Source organism: Bacteroides sp., from assembly GCA_036351255.1.
GTDB lineage: Bacteria > Bacteroidota > Bacteroidia > Bacteroidales > UBA7960 > UBA7960.
This window is the reverse complement of the sequence record JAZBOS010000107.1, coordinates 1-2,674: the sequence shown is the minus strand read 5'-3', so window position 1 is coordinate 2,674 and position 2,674 is coordinate 1. Positions and strand designations below refer to the sequence as shown.

3 protein-coding genes are annotated in these 2,674 nt (G+C 46.5%); 2 read left to right on the top strand and 1 reads right to left on the bottom strand.

Annotation, left to right across the window (positions count from 1 at the left end; all coding sequences use genetic code 11):
- Positions 1–162: 162 nt before the first annotated feature.
- Positions 163–582: a T9SS type A sorting domain-containing protein gene (locus tag V2I46_10490; GenBank protein MEE4177927.1), complete on the bottom strand. Its 420-nt coding sequence runs from the start codon at positions 580–582 to the stop codon at positions 163–165.
- 237 nt (positions 583–819) lie between these two features.
- Here V2I46_10490 and glp point away from each other — a divergent pair, with 237 nt between their 5' ends.
- Together glp and V2I46_10480 are read left to right on the top strand one after the other, a co-directional pair.
- Positions 820–1,995, top strand: a complete 1,176-nt coding sequence (gene glp, locus V2I46_10485) for a gephyrin-like molybdotransferase Glp (GenBank protein ID MEE4177926.1) — start codon at positions 820–822, stop codon at positions 1,993–1,995.
- Positions 1,979–2,674: radical SAM protein (locus tag V2I46_10480; protein MEE4177925.1), on the top strand; the 696-nt coding region annotated here is incomplete at its 3' end. The genes glp and V2I46_10480, both read left to right, overlap by 17 nt.

Sequence of the window (2,674 nt, the reverse complement as noted above, 5' to 3'; positions counted from 1 at the left end):
CAGCTCAGGGACAACTGTAAGGCCAGGTTGCTTGGAGAGCATGACCTGAATCAATATCGTAAAGCTCCGGATAAAAAGGCCCACCGCTCCCAATTTGAAACATATGAATATTTCAAAAGGAAACTGAAAAGCTAGGTTCCCGGCTTTTCTTATTAAATCAGATTAAATGCTGATTTTCTTTTTGGTACGCTTTGCCCCCGATTGAATAATGAGATAATAAAATTCTTCCGGCAAATTGGAAGTGTCAATGATCTTGTAGTGGTTCCTCGACAGGAACACTACCTCATTAAACACCCGGTTTCCTTCAAGGTCGGTGATTTCAATACTATAGGCCCCTTCCTCAATGTCCTTTGCCACCACATGTATTGCACAGGTGGTTTGATTCTTATAGATGTTGAATTTCTCGGGGAAAGGGGTCTTACTGAGTTCCGGTTGCTGCCCCTTTAACGTGTCTTGTAAAGAAATAGCATTATTCAGATTGCCCGGGCCATCATTCATGGCCAGGTTCTCCTGGCTGAAGGCTGCACTGTAGCACATGATGAGCAACAGGCAAAGCCAATGCCTGGCGATCGTAGTTTTCATTAGATTCGGGTTTAGTCTGGGTTCGTCATGGTAAATCTAGTGCATGGCAAAGCGGTTGGCAAAGAAAATCTGCATTTTGGGTATAAATACCTAATGTCAAATACGCATATTCACATGTAGGCGCTCAGCCGCGAATTCCCCTGCTTTTACACCTGTTTAAATGTGAATATGCGAACATGTGGACATGATTCCGGGTTATTCTTAATTTTGTAGCTCAATCTTACACCAGACGATAGTATGTTATCATATAAGGAAGCGTTGGACATTGTTCTTAATACGGCCCCCCAAACCGGTTCGGAGTGCATTGATTTCAAAGATGCACTTGGAAGGATTTTATACGAAGATGTAGTTTCTGACATTGACCTGCCCCCTTTTGACAAATCGGCCATGGATGGATATGCCTGCCGTAAGGAGGACCTGGATAAGGATTTACGAATCGTGGAAGTGATACCGGCTGGTATGGATCCCACTCAGCATATCCGCAGCGGTCAGTGCGCAAAGATCATGACAGGAGCAAAGATACCGGCAGGTGCCGATACGGTTATCATCAATGAGGAAACCATAGAACTTGAAAATGGCATGGTAAGGTTTAGTGCCGGCCAAACCAAGCATAATATCATTTTCCGTGCAGAAGATGTCCGAAAAGGAGAAGTTGTGCTCGCTAAAGGGACCATCCTGGAACCCCAGCATATAGCTGTACTCGCTACAGTGGGTTGTGTTGATCCAAGAGTGGCTGAAAAAGTGAATGTGGGAATTCTTTCAACCGGCGATGAGATCATTGAACCCGAAGCTAAACCTGCCGGTTCTCAAATAAGAAACAGTAATGCCTATCAGCTGGTTGCGCAAGTTGAACGGCTCGGTTCAAAAGCCAGGTACTATGGCATTGCAGGCGATGATAAGGAAAGAACGTTTCACCTTGTAAAAGATGCTCTGGAAAACCAGGATATCCTCATTCTTACCGGAGGTGTTTCCATGGGTGATTTTGATTTTATCCCGTCCGTAATGAATGAGCTTGGCGTTGAGATCCTGTTCCGGACTGTTTCCATCCAGCCCGGAAAACCGACGGTTTACGGCATATTTAAGGAAAAACGGATATTCGGGCTTCCAGGTAACCCGGTTTCCTCGTTCAATACGTTTCAACTATTTGTAAAGCCATTGATACTCAAAATGTCAGGGGCAAGCCACCTGCCAGGGATGGCCAGGCTGCCTTTGGGAAAGACTTATGAGCGGAAGAAATCCAACAGGTTGTCCTGGGTCCCAGTCAAGCTGACCGAAGACCATCAGGTCGTGCCGCTGGAGTATCATGGATCCGCCCATATTACATCACTGGTAGACGCCGATGCATTCATCGGTATACCTGTTGGGGTTACTAAAATAGCTCAGGGAGAATTCGTTGATGTTAGATTCATATAACAGAAGCATAAATTACCTCAGGATATCTGTTACCGACCGGTGTAATTTAAGGTGCAGTTATTGCATGCCCGAAAACGGCATAGAGCAATTGCCTCATTCAGCTATTCTTAGCTTTGAAGAAATCCTGCAAGTGGTTGAAGTGGCAGTTGAGCTGGGCATTAACAAGGTCAGGTTAACCGGGGGTGAACCACTTGTGAGAAATGGGATTGTTGACCTTGTGAGAATGCTGGGCGAGGTGGATGGCATAGAAGACCTCTCGATGACGACAAACGGTATTTTGCTTGGGCCAATGGCAGGAGACCTAAAGGCAGCTGGGCTGCACAGGGTCAATGTGAGCCTGGATACGATGGATCCGGTCAAATACAAAGCCATAACCAGGGTTGGCGGTTTGACAAAAGTACTTGAAAGTATCAAAGAAGCCCGGAAAGCTGGCCTGGAACCGATAAAGATCAATTGTGTTATCGAAAAAGATCCTTCTGAGCCGGATGCCCGGGCGGTTGGCATGTATGGTGAGGAGAATGGTCTGGAAGTCCGTTTTATACGAAGAATGGACCTTGATACCGGAGCGTTTTTCCGTGTCATTGGCGGGGATGGTGGGCACTGTGCCGAATGCAACAGGCTGCGCCTGACTGCCACAGGCCGGGTACAGCCCTGCCTGTTCAATGATGTGGCATTCAGT